The organism is Arthrobacter sp. 9AX (assembly GCF_902506095.1).
Classification (GTDB): Bacteria; Actinomycetota; Actinomycetes; order Actinomycetales; family Micrococcaceae; genus Arthrobacter.
The window spans coordinates 1,477,869-1,495,605 of record NZ_LR733293.1; the positions used below are offsets into that span (position 1 = coordinate 1,477,869).

The following is a 17,737-nucleotide window of genomic DNA, read 5'->3' on the forward strand; positions in this document are numbered from 1 at the left end:
CGGTGGCGCTTTTTGCTGCGGCCTCCCGCTTCTGGGCCACCGCCCGCTCATCCCAGCACTGCAGCCACTAGGCTGGTGCTGCAGCCACATATCCCGTCCGGTCGATCACTGGGCGCTTCGAGATTGGTCGTCAGTTTTGAAACTTGAACTCAGAGGGATCACTAAACGCTTCGGGACCCTGCTCGCCAACGACCACATCGACGTGGTGGTTGAACCCGGACAGATCCACTGCCTGCTTGGCGAAAACGGCGCCGGCAAATCCACCCTGATGAATGTGCTGTACGGCCTTTACGAACCGTCCGAGGGTGAAATCCTCATCGACGGCAAGGCCGTCTCGTTCCGCGGCCCCGGGGACGCCATGGCCGCGGGAATCGGCATGGTGCACCAGCACTTTATGCTGGTCCCCGTCTTTACCGTCGCCGAGAACGTGGCCCTCGGAGCCGAACCCACCAAGGCCGCCGGCTTCCTCAACCTGGACGAGACACGCCGCCGGATCAGGGAGATCTCGGACCAGTACAGCTTCGACGTCGATCCTGACGCCCTCGTGGAGGACCTGCCCGTGGGCGTCCAGCAGCGCGTTGAAATCATCAAGGCACTGGTCAGGAACGCCAAGGTCCTGATCCTCGATGAACCAACAGCGGTGCTGACGCCACAGGAAACCGACGAACTGCTGGATATCATGCGCCAGCTCAAATCCGGCGGCACCTCCATCGTCTTCATCTCCCACAAACTGCGCGAGGTGAAGGAAGTCTCGGACACCATCACCGTGATCCGGCGTGGAAAAGTGGTGGGCGCGGCCAGCCCCGCCGCCCCTACCGCAGAGCTCGCCTCCATGATGGTGGGCCGCGCCGTCAGCCTGACCTTGGACAAGGCGCCCGCCCAGCCGACGGAAAAGACCTTCGAAGTCCGCGACCTCACCGTCATTGCACCCAACGGCCACCACGTGGTGGACGGCCTCAGTTTCGACATCGCCCGCGGCGAAATCCTGGCGGTGGCCGGCGTGCAGGGCAACGGCCAGACTGAACTCACCGAAGCCATTCTGGGCCTCCAGGACCGTGTTTCCGGTTCCATCACGCTGGACGGCAAGGAGCTGCTGGGACGGTCGGTCAAGGACGTCCTGGGCGCCGGCGTCGGTTTCGTTCCCGAAGACCGCAAGGTGGACGGGCTCGTGGGCACGTTCTCCGTGGCGGAAAACCTGGTCCTGGACCTCTACGACAAGCCCCCGTTCGCCAAGGGCATCAGCATGAGCCCGGCGAAGGTCCTGGAGAACGCCAAAGCGCGCATCGGCGAGTTCGACGTGCGGACGCCGTCGGCCGTTGCCGCCGCGGGCACCCTCTCCGGCGGCAACCAGCAGAAGGTGGTGATGGCGCGTGAGCTGTCCCGGCCGCTGCGCCTGTTCATCGCCTCCCAGCCCACCCGCGGCGTTGACGTGGGCTCCATTGAGTTCCTGCACCGCCGGATCGTGGCCGAACGCGACCAGGGAACGCCGGTGATGATCATCTCCACGGAGCTGGACGAGGTCATGGAACTGGCCGACCGCATCGCAGTGCTCTACAAAGGCAAACTGGTGGGCGTTGTGCCCGCCGGGACCGGACGCGACGTCCTGGGCCTCATGATGGCCGGAATCCCGCCGGAGGAACACGCCCCCGTGCAGCAAGCGCCGCAAGGCACGGCACAGGTCACCACCGCGGCCTCCACGTCCGACGCCGAAGGAGGCGACCATGTCTGACAAGCATCCCCCCAAACACGCGGCCGGCGAACCCGGCCCCGAAGCCCAGGCAGCATCCCCCGCGGAAGACCGGACGGCCGCCGTAGTCTCCGTTGATACCGCCGGCGGCGCCATGGAGCCATCGGCCGTTCCTGCCACTGCCCAAAGCGGGCAGCTCCCGGGCGGGCCGGACACCGTGCTCCGCCGGATCTTCACCGGCAGCAGCATGGTTTCCGTCCTTGCCGTGCTGCTTGCCCTGATCATCGGCGGGCTCCTGATCGCGAGCACCGACAAGCAGGTGGCCACCACCTCCACCTACTTCTTCGCCCGGCCCACCGATTTCCTGACGGCAGTGTGGAACGCCGCCACCAGGTCCTACATCGCGTTGTTCCAGGGCTCGGTCTTCAACCCCCGGGGCAACGGGGTGGCAGCGCAGTTCGCGCCGTTTATGGAGACGCTCACCATCGCCACGCCGCTGATCACGGCCGGCCTCGGCGTCGCGCTTGCCTTCCGCGCCGGACTCTTCAACATCGGCGCCCAGGGGCAGATCATTGTTGCCGGCATCCTGGCAGCCTGGGTGGGCTTCGCGCTCCACCTGCCCCTGGGGCTGCACCTCCTGCTGGTCCTGGCGGCCGGCATCATCGGCGGCGCGTTCTGGGGCGGGCTGGTTGGCGTCCTCAAAGCGAGGACAGGCGCCCACGAGGTCATCCTCACCATCATGTTCAACTACATCGCGCTCTACTTCCTGCGGTACCTGCTGAACACACCGGCCTTCCAGCGGCCGGGGGAGACCAACCCCATCTCGCCCATCCTGGATCCCAGCGCCGTCTACCCGCAGATCTTTGGCACCCAATACCGCCTGCACCTGGGCTTCATCCTGGCCATCGCCGCCACTGTCCTGGTGTGGTGGCTCTTGAACCGCTCCACGGTGGGCTTCGAGTTCCGGGCCGTGGGTGCCAACCCCAAGGCGGCGCAGACCGCAGGCATCAACGTGTCGCGGTCCACCATCCTGGTGATGGCTATCGCCGGCGGGCTCGCCGGTATGTCCGGCGTGGCCCAGGTGGCCGGCACCGAGAAGGTCCTGACCGACGGCGTTGCAGCCACCTACGGTTTCGACGCCATCACCGTTGCGCTGCTGGGACGTTCGACGCCGTGGGGCACCTTCGCCGCCGGCCTGCTGTTCGGCGCCTTCCGTGCCGGAGCGGTCCAGATGCAGATCCAGACCGGCACCCCCATCGACATCGTCCTGGTGGTGCAGTCCCTGATTGTGCTCTTTATCGCGGCACCGCCACTTGTCCGGGCCGTCTTCGGCCTGAACCCGCGGCGCAGGAAGCCGGCCCGCACCGCCAAGTCCCGCAAGGCAGCAACCACCGGAGGTGCAGCATGAGCACAACAGTTTCCTCGCCCCGGCCGGGTCAGCCGCAGCCGGACAGCAGTACCCCTGATTCCGGCCCCTCATCGGTCTCCGCCAAGCCGGTGACCTGGCGGACCCCGGTCCTGCTCACTGCCTTCGGGCTGATCGCCCTGGTCTTCTTCGGGTTGATGGGGCCACACCAGACCGCCAGTTTCGGCATCTCCACCGGCGAGGACTTCTTCCAGCTGCCGGCCCTGCAGGTGAACGCATTTGCCGGCGGCATCGTCCTCTCCGTGCTCCTGCTGGGGCTCGCCGGCTACGCCGTGTACCTCAAGACCAAGGACCGGGCAGCGCCGGGCTGGGTGACGGTGACATTTATCGTCCTGTTCGTTGCCGCATTCCTCATCTGGGTTGTGGGCGGGGCCCGGACCCCCAGTATTTCCTTGGCCGGCCTGATCGCCGGCTCCGTCACTCTCGCCGTTCCCCTGGTGTTCGGTTCCCTGTCCGGCGTCCTCTGTGAGCGGGTTGGAGTGGTGAACATCGCCATCGAGGGCCAGCTCCTGGGTGGCGCCTTCACCGCCGCCATCGTGGCCAGCATGACGCAGAACCCCTTCATCGGGCTGGCGGCCGCGGCTGTTGCCGGCGCCGTGGTATCCATGGTGCTGGCCTGGTTCAGCATCAAGTACCTGGTCAACCAGATCATCGTGGGCGTGGTGCTCAACGTCCTGGTCTCCGGCGTCACGGGCTTCCTTTTCAGCACCGTGATGCAGGCCAACAAGGCCCAGTTCAATTCACCTCCCGGGCTGGACATCATCGAGATCCCCATCTTGTCCAGCATCCCCATCATCGGGCCCATCCTGTTCCGCCAGTCCCTGGTGGGATACCTGATGTACATCGCCGTCCTGGTGGTCTGGGTGGGCCTGTTCAAGACCCGCTGGGGCCTGCGTGTACGTGCCGTGGGCGAGCACCCGCAGGCGGCCGATACCCTGGGCATCAACGTGAACGCCACCCGGTTCTGGAATGTCACCCTGGGCGGGGCAGTGGCCGGCATCGGCGGGTCCTTCTTCACCCTGGTGGCGATCGACAGCTTCACCAAGGAGATCTCCGGCGGGCGCGGCTTCATCGCGCTGGCGGCCCTGATCTTCGGCCGGTGGAACCCGATCGGGGCGTTCTTCGCCGCCCTGCTGTTCGGCTTCGCGGACAACCTGCAGAGCATCGTGACCATCATCGGAACCCCGGTGCCCAGCCAGTTCATGGCCATGCTGCCGTACCTGGTGACGGTCCTCGCAGTTGCGGGGCTGGTAGGCAAGTCAAGGGGCCCTGCGGCCAGCGGCATTCCTTATGTCAAGGGTTGACCCGGTGGCCGCCACTGCGGGCCCGGACTGGCCCGCGCTGGAGGCCGCCGCCGTCGCGGCCATGCGCAACGCCTACGTGCCCTACTCAAAGTTTCCCGTGGGGGCTGCGGCACTTACCGAGGATGGACGGATCGTCAGCGGCTGCAACGTGGAAAACGCCAGCTACGGGCTGACCCTGTGCGCTGAATGTGCGCTGGTGGGCAACCTGCACATGACCGGCGGCGGACTGCTCCGTGCGTTTTATTGCGTGGACGGCAACGGCAACGTCCTGATGCCGTGCGGTCGCTGCCGGCAGCTGCTCTACGAATTCCGGGCACCCCGCATGGAGCTCATGACCACCCAAGGCATCAAAACCATGGACCAGGTGCTGCCCGACGCCTTCGGTCCCGAACACCTGGAGGAAACCCGGTGACAGAAACCCCCGCCGCGGACAGCATGGCCGAAGCGTTCGACGCCGTCGACATCATCCGCACTAAACGCGACAAAGGCACTCTCAGTCCCGAACAGATCGACTGGACCATCGATGCCTACACCCGCGGCGTGATCGCCGAGGAGCAGATGGCCGCCCTGAACATGGCCATCCTGCTCAACGGCATGGACCGCATCGAGATCGCCCGGTGGACGGCCGCGATGATCGCCTCGGGGGAGCGGATGGACTTCTCCAGCCTGCGGCGGCCCGACGGCGGCCTGAAGTACACCTCAGACAAGCACTCCACCGGAGGGGTGGGGGACAAGATCACGCTGCCGCTGGCTCCGCTGGTGGCCGTCTTCGGCGTTGCCGTTCCCCAGCTCTCGGGCCGGGGGCTTGGCCACACCGGCGGGACCCTGGACAAGCTGGAGGCCATCCCCGGCTGGCGGGCCAACCTCAGCAACGAGGAAATGCTGGCCCAGCTCCAGGACGTGGGCGCCGTCATTTGTGCTGCCGGCGCCGGCCTGGCTCCCGCTGACAAAAAGCTGTACGCGCTCCGCGACGTCACCGGCACCGTGGAGGCGATTCCGCTCATCGCCTCCTCGATCATGAGCAAAAAAATCGCCGAGGGGACCGGTTCCCTGGTCCTGGACGTCAAGGTGGGCAGTGGGGCGTTTATGAAGGATGAGGCCAAAGCCCGCGAGCTGGCCGAGACCATGGTGGCCCTGGGCAAGGACGCCGGGGTCAACACCGTGGCTCTCCTGACCAACATGAACACCCCGTTGGGCCTCACTGCGGGCAACGCCATCGAAGTGGAGGAATCGATGGAGGTGCTGGCCGGCGGCGGCCCTGCCGACGTGGTGGAGCTGACCGTGCGGCTCGCCGAAGAAATGCTCGCCTGCGCAGGAGTGCACGACGCCGATCCTGCCGCGGCGCTGAAGGACGGCCGCGCCATGGATGTCTGGAACCGGATGATCGAGGCCCAGGGCGGTGACCCGCGGGCCCAGTTGCCGGTTGCCCGGGAATCCGAGGTGGTCTACGCACCGGCGGACGGTGTGCTGGTGGAGCTGGATGCCCTGGCCGTCGGTGTTGCGGCCTGGCGGCTCGGCGCCGGACGCGCGCGCAAGGAGGACGTGGTCCAGGCCGGGGCAGGTGTGCGGATGCACGCCAAGCCCGGCGCCCTGGTCCGGGCGGGTGAGCCCCTGATGACCCTGCTGACCGATACCCCGGAGCGCTTCGCCCGGGCCAGGGAAGCACTGGAGCATGCTGTGGTGATCGCACCCGAGGGATCACGTCCGGCGCAACGGCTGATCCTGGACCGAATAGCATAGGGTCCCATGCAGGCCATCAATGACTTTATCCTCGCAGCAGCCGGTCAGCCCTGGGTGCTGTTCCTGGTGCTCGCATGCTGCATCATTGACGGCTTCTTCCCGCCCATCCCCAGCGAATCAGTGGTGGTGGGCCTCTCAGCCGTGGCAGCCACCGCCGATGTCCCCAACCCGTGGCTGTTGATGCTGGTGGCAGCACTTGGCGCCTTCTCCGGGGACAATATCGCGTACCTCATCGGGCGCAGGGTGGGAACCAAGCGCTGGGCGTGGATGCGCGGGCCCCGCATGCAGAGCGCCTTCCGGTGGGCGGGCCGGGAACTGCGCAAGCGCCCGGCCTCGCTCATCCTGGTGGCCCGGTTTGTCCCGATCGGCCGGGTGGCGGTCAACCTCACAGCCGGCGTTACGCACTATCCGCACCTGCGCTTCCTTGGCCTGACGGTCCTTTCGGCGTCCCTTTGGGCAGGCTATTCGGTGGGAATCGGGCTCTTTTTCGGCCAATGGTTCGAGGACAACCACTTCCTGGGCGCAGCCATCGCCATCGTGTGCGCGGTGGCTCTTGGAGTGGTGGTGGACCTGGTGGTCAACCGGATCCGGCGCCGGCCTCCGATCGTGGAACGGATGAAGGAACCAGAAGCGTAGTTGAACCGTTGTTCGGGCAGGCAGGGGCGTAGCGAACAGCGCCCTGGCCGTGGGACACTTAGGAACGATTTCCGCTTTGGCTGCGTCACTTTCGGCTGCGCCAGGTTGCATAGGAGCAAGACCGCGTGGAGTTTATTAATGAGGCCGTGCTCCATGCAGCGGGCCAGTGGTGGATCTACCCGGTCCTGCTCTTGTTTTTCTTTGTGGACGGCTTCGCCATGGTGGTCCCCAGCGAGACCCTCATCGTGGCCCTCGCGGCGTTCTCCCGGCACGGCGGTGAACCCAATCTGTGGATCCTTGGCCTCACCGCGCTGATCGGTGCCATCGCCGGCGACAACATGGCATTTATGCTCGGCCGCCGGATCGGCCTGGACCGCTGGAAATGGATGCGCCGGCCCAAGGTCCAGAAGGCTTTTGGCTGGGCGCGCTACGAGCTGGACAAGCGCGGCGCGGTGCTGATTTTCACTGCCCGCTACATTCCCTGGGGCCGGGTGGCCGTGAACTATGTGGCCGGCAGCACCGGATTCTCCCACCGCCGCTTCTTCCTGCTTGACGCCTTCGCCTGCATCACCTGGGTGGGGTACTCCATCGGCATCGGCCTGCTGGCCAGTTCCTTCCCCTGGCTTCACCACAACCCGCTGCTCAGCGCGGGCATCGCCGTGGTGTTCGCCATCGTCCTCGGTGTCCTCATCGACCACCTCCTGCGCTGGTGGCACAAGCACTTGGCCCGTAACGACGCCGAGGAAGTGGACGAGTGGCTCGACGGCGGCACGTCCGGTGCAACGAAGCCGAATCCGGGAACCGCGGAGATGCTCGCTCCGGCCCTGGGGGACGGCGAGCCCGCCGGCACGGAGCGGCTGGCATAGAATCCCCGCCCACCCTAAGGTTGGAACGTGACTGAGCCTATTGTTGACGCTGCCCCTGCCATCGATTTTGACCTGAAGAACCTGCCCAAGGTTTCCCTTCACGACCACCTGGACGGGGGACTCCGTCCGGCAACCATTATCGAACTGGCCGAGGCCGTTGGCCACACCCTTCCGTCCACCGATCCCGTGGCGCTGGGCCAGTGGTTCCGTGAGTCCGCCGATTCCGGCTCCCTGGTCAGGTACCTCGAGACCTTTGACCACACCGTTGCCGTGATGCAGACTGCCGAAGGCCTGTTCCGGGTAGCCAAGGAATTCGTGGAGGACCTGGCCGATGACGGCGTGGTGTACGGCGAAGTGCGGTGGGCCCCGGAGCAGCACCTGCAGAAGGGCCTCAGCCTGGACGAAGCCGTGGAAGCCGTTCAGGAAGGCCTCGAGGCCGGCGTTGAGGCAGTAGGGGAGACCGGACGCGAAATCCAGGTGGGCCAGCTCATCACCGCCATGCGGCACGCCGACCGCGGCCAGGAGATCGCCGAGCTCGCCGTCCGCCACCGCAACAAGGGCGCGGTGGGTTTTGACATTGCCGGCGCCGAAGACGGCTTCCTGCCTTCCCGCTTCCGGGACGCCTTCACGTACCTGGCCCAGCACAACTTCCCGGCCACCGTGCATGCCGGCGAGGCAGCCGGGCTCGAAAGCATCCAGTCCGCCCTGGTGGACGGCCGCGCGCTGCGGCTGGGCCACGGCGTCCGGATCGCGGAGGACATCCTGGTGGAGTTCGACGACGACGAGGACACGGAGGACACCATTGGCCTGGTGACCCTGGGCGACCTCTCCAGCTGGGTCCGCGACCGCGGCATCGCCCTGGAAATCTGCCCCTCCTCCAACCTCCAGACGGGCGCCATCGCCGGGTTCGGCGAGGGCATCGAAAGCCACCCCCTGGACATGCTGTACCAGCTGGGCTTCAACGTCACCATCAACACCGACAACCGGCTGATGAGCGGCGTCACGCTGACCGACGAGTTCGAACTGCTGGTCGAAACCTTCGACTACGACCTCGACGACCTCCTGGAACTGACGCTGAACGCCGCCGAGGCCTCCTTCCTGCCGCTGGAGGAGAAGGAAGCCCTCGTTGAGTACATCAACGACGCCTACGCCAACCTTGGCTAACGAGCCGGATGACCGGAGCTCCCCGGTGGGGGAGCTGCGGTTCGTCATCAGGTTTTTGCGCGAGCACTGTCCCTGGATGGGCGCGCTCACCCACGAATCCCTGGTGGAGTACCTCCTGGAGGAGGCTTTCGAGGTGGCCGAAACCATCGAGACCGGAGCTTCTTCCGGAGCCGCGGGGGAGAACCACCTCGACGCGATGCTGAAAGGTGAACTGGGCGACGTCCTGCTCCAGGTGGTGCTGCATGCGCGGCTCGCCGAGGAGCGCGGTGCCTTTGGGTTCGACGACGTGGCGCGCGGCCTGAGTGCCAAAATGGTGCGGCGCAACCCCCACGTGTTCCGGCCGGACGGCTCCCTGCAGGACAGCTTTCCGGCCACGGTGGAAGAGATCGTGCAGAAGTGGGACGCAGTGAAACGGGCCGAACGGCCGGAGCGGCAGGATCCGTTCGAAGGGATCCCGCTGGCCCTGCCCGCACTGGCGCGGGCACAGAAGTCCATCGACCGCGCGGCCCGGGCCGGCGTGGCCCTGCCGGCAGGGGAACCCATTCCGGAAACGGAAGAAGAACTTGGCGAGCTGCTGCTCGCCGTCGTACGTTCCGCCCACGCCAGCGGATTCGATGCCGAGCGTGCCCTGCGCGGTGCGGTCCGGAACTACCAGCAGCAGGTTCCGCAGCACCACCAACAAAGATAGCCGCGCCATCATGACGTCCGGGGGCTGGATAGGTTTCCGTAACCCGGACCACTCTCGACTACGCTGGTCCGTGACGAGTACGTCGAGTTTTCAGCTGTATTTCCCCCGTTAATCGCCCATAAGGAGCAAATTCATGGCGCTTATCGATGCCATCCACGCCCGCGAGATCCTCGATTCCCGCGGCAACCCGACCGTAGAAGTTGAAGTCCTGCTTTCCGACGGCCAGATCGGCCGCGCGGCAGTTCCCTCCGGGGCATCCACCGGCGAGCACGAGGCCGTTGAGCTGCGCGACGGCGACAAGGGCCGTTACCTCGGCAAGGGCGTCCAGAAGGCCGTTGACGCGGTCATCGACCAGATCGCTCCGGCCCTGACCGGCTTTGACGCCACGGACCAGCGCAGCATCGACCAGGCCATGCTGGACCTGGACGGCACCCCAAACAAGGGCAAGCTGGGCGCCAACGCCATCCTCGGTGTTTCCCTTGCCGTTGCCAACGCAGCCGCCGCCTCCGCTGACCTGCCGCTGTACAAGTACCTGGGCGGCCCGAACGCCCACGTCCTGCCGGTCCCGCTGATGAACATCCTCAACGGCGGCTCGCACGCCGACTCGGACGTTGACATCCAGGAATTCATGATCGCCCCGATCGGCGCCGAGACCTTCTCCGAGGGCCTGCGCTGGGGCGTTGAGGTTTACCACAACCTCAAGTCCGTGCTCAAGGAAAAGGGCCTGTCCACCGGCCTCGGCGACGAAGGCGGCTTCGCGCCGAACCTGCCGTCCAACCGCGCAGCCCTGGACCTCATCCAGGAAGCCATCAAGAACGCCGGCTACACCCCGGGCAAGGACATCGCCCTGGCCCTGGACGTCGCCTCCTCCGAGTTCTTCAAGGACGGCGCCTACCAGTTCGAAGGCAAGGCACTGTCCGCCACCGAGATGAGCGCCTACTACGCCGAGCTCGTGGCCGACTACCCGCTGGTCTCCATCGAGGACCCGCTGGACGAGAACGACTGGGAAGGCTGGAAGACCCTCACCGACACCATCGGCGACAAGGTCCAGCTGGTGGGCGATGACCTGTTCGTGACCAACCCCGCCATCCTGCAGCGCGGCATCGACACCAAGACCGCCAACTCCCTGCTGGTCAAGGTCAACCAGATCGGCTCCCTCACCGAGACCCTGGACGCCGTGAGCCTCGCCCAGCGCGCCGGCTACACCACCATCACCTCGCACCGCTCCGGCGAGACCGAGGACACCACCATCGCCGACATCTCGGTGGCCACCAACGCCGGCCAGATCAAGACGGGCGCCCCGGCCCGCTCCGAGCGCGTGGCCAAGTACAACCAGCTGCTGCGCATCGAAGAGGAACTCGACGACGCCGCACGCTACGCCGGCCGGAGCGCATTCCCGCGTTTCAAGGGCTAGTAGCCGCGTAATCCAATAACCGGTGGCTATGGTTGAAAGACCATAGCCACCGTTGTTGTTTCCGGCATTGTTCCAGCCCAAAAAAGTGGCGGCCCCAGGCAGGCTGCGCGTTTCAGGAGTGTCATGGCTACCCGCCGTCCCAAAGTTCCCAAGGTTGCCTCAGCCCGTCCCGGCACATCGCAGGCAGCCCCGGAGACCGCCGACGTCATCCGCGCTGACTTTGGTTCGGGCAAGGGAAAGCCCGGCACCGCCGCGTCCGGCCAGGGAACCGCAGCCCCGGGTACCGCCAAGGACAGCCACCGCGCAGCGGGAGGGAACAAGCCCCCGCACACCGCAAAAGGGTCCGGCGGCGGCGCGAAGGGCAGTGGGGCCGCCTCCCGGACAGCCGGCACAGACGCCGCCGAGGAACAGCAGCCCGTCCCCGCCAAAGCGTTCTCCGGGCGCATGCTCGCGCTGGCCGTGGTGATGATTGCCATCACCATCATGCTCGCCCCCACGGTGAAGATCTTCTTCGACAAGCGGGCGGAAATAGCAGCCCTGAACGCCGATATCGCCGCACGTGAAGCCGAAGGCAACAGCCTGCGCCAGCAGGTCTCCCGCTGGCAGGACCCCAACTACGTGAAACAACAGGCCCGCGACCGCATTAACATGGTTATGCCGGGCGAAACCGGATACTGGGTCTTCGGCAGCGATCTGCCGGCCGGAGAAAGCAGTAGCCAGGCCGGTGCAGCAGCACAAGACCCCGCCGATCTGCCGTGGGTGGATTCCCTGTGGGAGTCCATCACACGCGCGGCCACAGACTGAACCAAAACAGGAAGGACGGCCAGCGACAGTGGAAGATTACACGGCAGCCGCCCGGGACGAATCCCGCCAACCATCACCGCAGGACCTGGAAGTACTGAGCCGCCAATTGGGCCGGCCGGTGCGTGACGTGGTGGAAATTCCTGCACGCTGCATCTGCGGCAACCCCCTGGTGGCCGCTACCGCTCCGCGCCTGGCCAACGGGACACCATTCCCCACCACTTTCTACCTGACGCATCCCGTCATCACCTCGGCAGTCTCCCGGCTGGAAGCCGCCGGCGTAATGAACGAGATGAATGACCAGTTGGCCGGTGATGAGGAACTCGCCGCCGCGTACCGCTCCGCGCACGAGGCCTACCTCGCCGCGCGGGCCGCCATCGGTGAACGGTCCGGCATCGGGCCTGTTCCCGAAATCGATGGCATCTCCGCCGGCGGGATGCCCACGCGCGTCAAATGCCTGCACGTCCTGGTGGGCCACTCGCTGGCCGCCGGCCCCGGAGTCAACCCCCTCGGGGACCGGGCCATCGCAGCCATCAGCGAATGGTGGACCGCGGACAGGTGCTACTGCGCCGGGGCCTGGGACACCTCCGGGGAAGCGCCCTCCAAGGACCTGAGCCGGCACGGCCCGCAGGGGCTCCCGGACATCGTGGGCCGCCCCGCCCCCGTCCGGAAAACCTCCGGCACCACGGAGGCGGCCAAATGACGCGTGTCGCCGCCATCGACTGCGGCACCAACTCCATCCGCCTCCTGATCGCGGACATCGTACGCAGCAACGGCGCCACCACCCTGACGGACGTGGTCCGTGAAATGCGGGTGGTCCGGCTGGGGCAGGGAGTGGACGCCACCGGTGAACTCGCTCCGGAGGCCCTGGAGCGTACTTTCGCGGCCACCGCCGATTACGCCCGGCTCATCAAGGAGCACGAAGCGGTCCAGGTGCGTTTTGTGGCCACGTCTGCCAGCCGCGACGCCCGCAACAGGGACGTCTTCGTGGACGGAATCCGGAACCTGCTGGGCGTTGAACCGGAGGTCATCTCCGGCGACGAGGAAGCCGCCCTCTCCTTCGCCGGCGCCAGCAGCGTCCTGCCCATCCTGGACGGCCAGGAGGTATTGGTGGTGGACCTCGGCGGCGGAAGCACCGAATTCGTCCTTGGCACCGCAGCCGGGGTGACAGCGGCCAAATCCGTGGACATCGGATGCGTCCGCCTCACTGAACGTCACCTGCGCCAGGACCCGCCCACGGCGGAACAGATCGCTTCCGCCCAGGCCGACGTGGACAACGCCATCGCCCGCGCACGGCAGGACGTTCCGCTGGAACGCGCCACCGCCGTCGTCGGTGTTGCCGGATCCATCACCACCATCACCGCGCACGCCATGCGGCTGCCCGGGTATTCGCCGGACGCCATTCACGGCACCGAACTGCCCCTGGACACTGTCCGTGCGGCCGCCAGCGACCTCCTGGCCATGGACCGCGCCGACCGTGCCGCACTGCCCTACATGCACCCCGGCCGCGTGGACGTCATCGGCGCTGGCGGGCTGGTGTGGGGCCGGATCCTGGAACGGCTGGCCGAGCTGACCGGCGGGCGGATCACCACGGCCACGGCCAGCGAACACGATATCCTCGACGGCATCGCCCTGAGCATCGGCTAAGCGCCCATGCAGAAACACGCGACCGGGAAAACACCACCACCCGGCCAGGCCGCTGCGGCTGTGCTGGCCCTGCTGCTGGCCGCCTGCTGCCTCGCCACAGGACTCTTCACCGCGCCCGCGGCCCACGCGGACGAGTGGCGTGACAAGCAGTACTGGCTGGCCGAATCAGGAATCACCAAGGCCTGGGAGGTCTCCAAGGGCGCCGGCGTGAAGGTGGCCGTGATCGACAGCGGCGTTGACGCCAAGCACCCCGACCTCAAGGGAGCCGTTGTGGGCGGCTACGACGCCTCCGGCTCCGGGCAACCCGACGGGCAGAAGATTGTGGGCTCCAAGACCGAACACGGCACCCTGGTGGCCACCATGCTCGCCGGCCGCGGCCACCAGCCTGCCGACGCCACAGCCAGCCCGTCGCCCGGACCGGGGCTTCCGCCGGACGGCATCGTGGGCGTAGCCCCGGAAGCCCAGATCCTCTCCGTCTCCACCTGGCTGGGTTCAACCAACCCCTCGGGCAAGAGTGACCAGGACCAGATCCCGGAAGCCGTCCGTTGGGCCGTGGACAACGGCGCCAAGGTCATCAACATCTCCCTGGGCAGCACCACCCCGCAGTGGCCGCAGAGCTGGGATGCCGCCTTCCTCTACGCCGAGCAAAAAGACGTGGTGATTGTGGCCGCTGCCGGCAACCGGGTGGGCGGCAACATCCAGGTGGGCGCGCCGGCCACCATTCCGGGCGTCCTGACAGTCGCGGGACTGGACCGGAAGGGAACCGCGTCCGTCGACGCGTCCTCGCAGGGAATCAGCATCGGCGTTGCCGCACCCGCCGAGAACCTGCTCGGCGGCATCCCCGGCGGCAGCTACGCGGAATGGCAGGGAACCTCCGGCTCCACGCCCATCGTTGCCGGCGTTGCCGCGCTGATCCGCTCCAAGTGGCCGGACATGAACGCCAAGCAGGTCATCAACAGGATCGTTTCCACCGCCAAGGACGCCGGCGCCCCCGGCAAGGACCCGCTGTACGGCTTCGGTGTGCTGAACGCCGAGGCTGCGCTCAAGGATGATGTTCCGGAAGTATCGGCCAACCCGTTGGGCTCCATCGCCGAGTGGATCCGCGTGCACCGGCGGGGAAACCTGGCCACCCCGGCTCCCGTGCCCACCGCCGAGCTCCCCAGCGCCGTGGCCACCCTGCCCGAGGCCACCGTGCCCGCCGTGAAGGCCCCGTCCCAGCGGGACAGTGCCCTGGGCGCCGCCGTCGTGATCGGTTTTGGCCTGCTGTTCGTGGCCATTATTGCGGGAGCAGTGATCCAGCTGAGGCGGGCCGCCAGGACCCAGGGCGAGTTCCCGGAGGAGCCCGATTCCGGGGTGGCGGACCGGGTGGATTCGGGGCGCAAAACCTAGGGCGGGCAGCGTCGACAACAGTTAGTGAAGATTTTCACAAACTGCTGTATCCTTGTGGCTATGGCAACCACCCCAGAGCTCCAGGACCGTCCCAGGGTACTCGTCGTCGGCGGCGGGTACGTCGGCCTGTACGTAGCACTCAAACTGCAGAAGAAGATCGCGAATGCCGGTGGCATCGTCACCCTCGTGGATCCACTGCCTTACATGACTTACCAGCCCTTCCTGCCCGAGGTGGCAGGCGGCAACATTGAGGCCCGCCATGCTGTGGTCTCCCACCGCAAGCACCTCCAGCAGACCGAACTGATCCAAGGCCGGGTCACCTCGATCGACCACGAAAACCGCACCGCAGTGGTGGCTCCCGCCGATGGCGGCGCGCCTTTCGAGGTTCCCTACTTCGACGTCGTCCTGTCCGCCGGTGCCATCACGCGCACCTTCCCCATCAAGGGCCTGGCGGACAAGGGCATCGGCCTGAAGACCATCGAGGAAGCCGTTGCCCTGCGCAACAAGGTCCTGGAGCGCATCGAGCTTGCGTCCACCATGACCGATCCCGCTGCCCGCGCCAAGGCCCTCACCTTCGTGGTGGTGGGCGGCGGTTTTGCCGGCATCGAGTGCATCACCGAAATGGAGGACCTCGCCCGGGCGGCCGTCCGCAACAACCCGCGCATCAAGCAGGAGGAAGTCCGCTTCGTCCTGGTGGAAGCCATGGGCCGGATCATGCCCGAGGTAACCGCCAAGCAGGCCGAATGGGTAGTGGAGCACCTCCGCAGCCGCGGCATCGAGGTGCTGTTGAACACCTCCCTGGACAGCGCCGAGGGTACCCTCAAGCTCATCAACCTGCCGGACAAGTCCCCGGCCCAGGAATTCGAAGCGGACACCCTCGTCTGGACCGCCGGCGTGCAGGCCAACCCCATGGTCCGCTCCACCGACTTCCCGCTGGAGCCGCGCGGCCGCGTCCGTGTCCTGCCGGACCTGCGCATCGCCGGCGATGAAGGCATCATCGACAACGCCTGGGCTGCCGGCGACATCGCCGCCGTGCCGGACCTCACCGGCAAGGGCCTGCCGGACGGCACCTGTGTCCCCAACGCCCAGCACGCGCTCCGCCAGGCCAAGCGCCTCGCAAAGAACCTGTGGGCCTCCCGCTGGGACAAGCCGCTCAAGGACTACAAGCACAAGAACCTGGGTGCTGTGGCCGGCTTCGGCGAGTGGAAGGGTGTTGCCAACATCAACCTCGTGGGCAGCATCGGCCTCAAGGGCGGGCTCGCCTGGTTGGCCCACCGCGGCTACCACGGCCTGGCCATGCCCACGTTCGAGCGCAAGTTCCGGGTGATCCTCAACTGGATCATCGCCTTCTTCGCCGGACGCGACACCACTCAGCTGCTGGACCTGGATAACCCGCGCGGCGCCTTCGTGGCAGCAGCCACCCCGGCTCCCAAGCCTGCGGCCGCTCCCGCAGCGGACGCCGCACCGCCGGCAGGCGCTCCCGGCTCGGCGGAAAAGACGAAGGTTGATCCCAAGGAAGCGGTTGCGGCCAACGCCAAGTAAGGCCGGTTCTGCCTGACGCGCGGCGTTCAGCCCGTTGCCACAGGCGTTTTGTTTCAACGCACGACGGCGGCTGTCCCCTTCACGGGGACGGTCGCCGTTTGCGTTTCGCGGCACAGTTCCCTTTTAGACTGGCACCATGACTGGCGAGAAGAACCTGCAGGCCCTGCTCGCGGGGATGCGCCCGGTGCAGCGCACCGGTGACTACGTCTATGTCCTGTGGCCGTATGGGCGGCCGCTGGCACCAGGGATCGAGGCGGCGGTCCGCGAAGCTGAAGGCCTCACCGTGGTGCTGTCCCGGGAGGAGGCGGACAGGGAGGGACTGTCCTACGACTTTGTGGGCGCCTGGATCACGCTGGAGATCCATTCGGCACTGGAAGCCGTGGGACTGACCGCCGCGGTGAGCAGGGCTCTCACGGAAGCCAGGATCAGCTGCAATGTCCTGGCCGGGTTCCACCATGACCACCTCCTGGTCCCGGTGGCGGACGCACCCCGGGCCCTCGAGGTCCTGACTGAACTCTCCGCCCACAGCCGGCAGGAGCCGGGCGGGCCGCAGGAACCCGGGCCAGCGCACGGTACCGGCCAGCTGCAGGGTAGCGTCAGGCCGTCCGTGCCCGGGCTGGAACTGCGCGATGAAACGCCGGCCGACAGGGACGCAATCCTCGCACTAACGGCTGAGGCCTTCGCCATCTCCCCGGCCACCGGCCTTCCAGCGGACGGGGAGCCGGTGGAAGTCAACCTGCTCCGCGAGCTGTTTGAAGCCAAGGAGTACCTTCCCGGCCTGAGCGTGGTGGCGGTCCTGGACGGGGAGGTGGTGGGCCACGTCATCAGCACCCGCGGTTGGGTGGGTGGCCACGACCTCCTGGGCCTCGGTCCGATCGGCGTTGCGCCGCGGCTCCAGAGAAGGGGCATCGGGTCCGCACTCATGAACGAAAGCATTGCCCGCGCAAACGCAGCGGGGGAGAGCGGCATCGCCCTCCTGGGCAGCACGGAGTATTATCCGCGGTTTGGCTTTGTCCCCGCCGCCACGCTGGGGGTCCTTCCGCCCGAGGACGTGTGGGGAGACCATTTCCAGCTCCTGCCGCTCGCCCTCTGGCCCGGAGGCATCCATGGTGTTTTCCGGTATGCCGAACCATTCACCCGCCTCTGACGGGATACCATGGAGCCGTTGCCCCAGTAGCCCAATTGGCAGAGGCAGCGGACTTAAAATCCGCGTGTTGTGGGTTCGAGTCCCACCTGGGGTACCAACCCGCCGCCGGCCTGCAGAGGCCGCACGCAAGGAAGCCGCCCGCACCGCGGGCGGCTTCCCGCTTTTAATTTCGCATATGCAACGACTGTTATATAGATGTGACCTCAGTCACTTATCTTCGCTTGGGATTTGCACTAGCTTGAAGCTAAATCAGGAACACCTGATTTTTCGTGTCAAAGGCCGTTCG

Annotated in this window: 16 protein-coding genes and 1 tRNA gene; all 17 read left to right on the forward strand. The window is 66.7% G+C overall.

What is annotated here, in order from left to right; genetic code table 11:
• Nucleotides 1–136 precede the first annotated feature (136 nt).
• Nucleotides 137–1,729 carry an ABC transporter ATP-binding protein gene (locus BACI348_RS06810; RefSeq protein WP_159824529.1) on the forward strand — a complete coding sequence of 531 codons (1,593 nt, stop codon included), beginning with the start codon at nucleotides 137–139 and terminating at the stop codon, nucleotides 1,727–1,729.
• Nucleotides 1,722–3,095, forward strand: a complete 1,374-nt coding sequence (locus tag BACI348_RS06815; protein ID WP_159824530.1) for an ABC transporter permease — start codon at nucleotides 1,722–1,724, stop codon at nucleotides 3,093–3,095. Before BACI348_RS06810 ends, BACI348_RS06815 begins: the two co-directional genes overlap by 8 nt.
• A complete protein-coding gene (locus BACI348_RS06820) occupies nucleotides 3,092–4,417 on the forward strand; it encodes an ABC transporter permease (RefSeq protein WP_159824531.1) in 1,326 nt (441 codons plus the stop codon). The genes BACI348_RS06815 and BACI348_RS06820 overlap by 4 nt, the downstream gene beginning before the upstream one ends.
• A gap of 4 nt (nucleotides 4,418–4,421) precedes the next feature.
• Complete coding sequence (locus BACI348_RS06825) at nucleotides 4,422–4,829, forward strand: cytidine deaminase (protein ID WP_268892327.1); 408 nt, start codon at nucleotides 4,422–4,424, stop codon at nucleotides 4,827–4,829.
• 23 nt (nucleotides 4,830–4,852) lie between these two features.
• Nucleotides 4,853–6,157: a thymidine phosphorylase gene (locus tag BACI348_RS06830; protein WP_201298496.1), complete on the forward strand. Its 1,305-nt coding sequence runs from the start codon at nucleotides 4,853–4,855 to the stop codon at nucleotides 6,155–6,157.
• A 6-nt stretch (nucleotides 6,158–6,163) separates the two neighbouring features.
• Nucleotides 6,164–6,793: a DedA family protein gene (locus BACI348_RS06835; RefSeq protein WP_159824534.1), complete on the forward strand. Its 630-nt coding sequence runs from the start codon at nucleotides 6,164–6,166 to the stop codon at nucleotides 6,791–6,793.
• 125 nt (nucleotides 6,794–6,918) lie between these two features.
• Nucleotides 6,919–7,659 (forward strand): DedA family protein, encoded by a 741-nt coding sequence (locus BACI348_RS06840; RefSeq protein WP_159824535.1) that lies wholly within the window; start codon nucleotides 6,919–6,921, stop codon nucleotides 7,657–7,659.
• A 27-nt stretch (nucleotides 7,660–7,686) separates the two neighbouring features.
• Entirely contained in the window at nucleotides 7,687–8,823 is a 1,137-nt protein-coding gene (locus BACI348_RS06845) for an adenosine deaminase (RefSeq protein ID WP_159824536.1), read from the forward strand.
• A gap of 76 nt (nucleotides 8,824–8,899) precedes the next feature.
• Nucleotides 8,900–9,511 carry a MazG nucleotide pyrophosphohydrolase domain-containing protein gene (locus BACI348_RS06850; RefSeq protein ID WP_159824537.1) on the forward strand — a complete coding sequence of 204 codons (612 nt, stop codon included), beginning with the start codon at nucleotides 8,900–8,902 and terminating at the stop codon, nucleotides 9,509–9,511.
• A 133-nt stretch (nucleotides 9,512–9,644) separates the two neighbouring features.
• Complete coding sequence (gene eno, locus BACI348_RS06855) at nucleotides 9,645–10,925, forward strand: phosphopyruvate hydratase (RefSeq protein WP_159824538.1); 1,281 nt, start codon at nucleotides 9,645–9,647, stop codon at nucleotides 10,923–10,925.
• Nucleotides 10,926–11,048: 123 nt separating this feature from the next.
• Nucleotides 11,049–11,729 (forward strand): FtsB family cell division protein, encoded by a 681-nt coding sequence (locus BACI348_RS06860; RefSeq protein WP_159824539.1) that lies wholly within the window; start codon nucleotides 11,049–11,051, stop codon nucleotides 11,727–11,729.
• Nucleotides 11,730–11,757: 28 nt separating this feature from the next.
• Nucleotides 11,758–12,429 carry a DUF501 domain-containing protein gene (locus BACI348_RS06865; protein ID WP_159824540.1) on the forward strand — a complete coding sequence of 224 codons (672 nt, stop codon included), beginning with the start codon at nucleotides 11,758–11,760 and terminating at the stop codon, nucleotides 12,427–12,429.
• Complete coding sequence (locus tag BACI348_RS06870) at nucleotides 12,426–13,373, forward strand: Ppx/GppA phosphatase family protein (RefSeq protein WP_159824541.1); 948 nt, start codon at nucleotides 12,426–12,428, stop codon at nucleotides 13,371–13,373. The genes BACI348_RS06865 and BACI348_RS06870 overlap by 4 nt, the downstream gene beginning before the upstream one ends.
• Before the next feature lie 6 nt (nucleotides 13,374–13,379).
• Nucleotides 13,380–14,762 (forward strand): S8 family serine peptidase, encoded by a 1,383-nt coding sequence (locus BACI348_RS06875; RefSeq protein WP_159824542.1) that lies wholly within the window; start codon nucleotides 13,380–13,382, stop codon nucleotides 14,760–14,762.
• 60 nt (nucleotides 14,763–14,822) lie between these two features.
• A complete protein-coding gene (locus BACI348_RS06880) occupies nucleotides 14,823–16,304 on the forward strand; it encodes an NAD(P)/FAD-dependent oxidoreductase (RefSeq protein WP_159824543.1) in 1,482 nt (493 codons plus the stop codon).
• 136 nt (nucleotides 16,305–16,440) lie between these two features.
• Nucleotides 16,441–17,451: an N-acetyltransferase gene (locus tag BACI348_RS06885; RefSeq protein ID WP_159824544.1), complete on the forward strand. Its 1,011-nt coding sequence runs from the start codon at nucleotides 16,441–16,443 to the stop codon at nucleotides 17,449–17,451.
• A gap of 20 nt (nucleotides 17,452–17,471) precedes the next feature.
• Nucleotides 17,472–17,548, forward strand: a tRNA-Leu gene (locus BACI348_RS06890).
• Nucleotides 17,549–17,737 lie beyond the last annotated feature (189 nt).